1 protein-coding gene is annotated in these 874 nt (G+C 45.0%); it reads left to right on the top strand.

The features are described 5' to 3' along the window. Positions 1-91: 91 nt before the first annotated feature. The gene (locus BWI97_RS25180) at positions 92-811 is read left to right on the top strand and encodes a daunorubicin C-13 ketoreductase (RefSeq protein WP_199182102.1); all 720 of its coding nucleotides are present in this window, start codon (positions 92-94) and stop codon (positions 809-811) included. Positions 812-874 lie beyond the last annotated feature (63 nt).

Raw genomic sequence — 874 nt, 5'->3', positions numbered from 1 at the left:
ATACCTCAAGCATTCATGGCTAAAATTCTGATTACTGGCTCAACCGACGGTCTGGGGCTATTGGCCGCTCGGGACTTGATAACCAAAGGACATGAAGTCATTCTTCATGCATCGAAATCAAGAAAGAGCCGATCAAACCGTAGCAAGAGTTCCGGGAGCAGGGAAAGTCCTTGTAGCAAACCTGGCCCATGTAGGGGAAATTAAAGCATTAGCTTTCGAAGCTAATACCTTAGCACCTTTTGATGCTGTCATTCATAATGCAGGTATCTATCAGAACGATGAAAATGCATGGGAACCTGGTAGCTTTTCTCCTTTATTTACAGTAAACAGTCTGGCTCCTTATCTTCTGACCTGCTTGATCGAAAAACCTAAACGATTGGTTTACTTAAGTTCTTCGATGCATGCTCAGGGAAAGGCGGACTTACCCAGTATATCAACTGCTAAAGATCATCAAAGACCGATTACGTATGCCGATACCAAACTGCACGATTTAATCCTGGCTATGGCCGTGGCTCGTCAGTGGAAAGAGGTGTATACCAATGCCGTAGATCCCGGTTGGGTACCTACGAAGATGGGCGGAGTCGGGGCTCCTGACAATCTTGAAAAGGGCTTTCAGACGCAGGTTTGGCTAGCGGTGAGTACTGAAGCTGAAGCCCTGGTGAGCGGCCACTATTTTCACCATCAAAAACACGCTCGCTACCTGTCTACTGCTACTGATGTGAAGGTGCAGGAAAAGTTTCTTGCTGGATGCAGGGAAATTACGGGTATAAGTCTGGACAAGAAAGTTCATAAACAGCACCGTTATAGCTAAAATAATAAAATACCCTGAATGAACTTTTAACCCGATCACTTTATAGGTTAATCAAGCTTAGGT

It is taken from the genome of Siphonobacter sp. BAB-5405, assembly GCF_002872335.1.
GTDB lineage: Bacteria > Bacteroidota > Bacteroidia > Cytophagales > Spirosomataceae > Siphonobacter.
The sequence above is the reverse complement of the archived record's forward strand: the minus strand, read 5'-3'. Positions and strand labels throughout refer to the sequence as shown.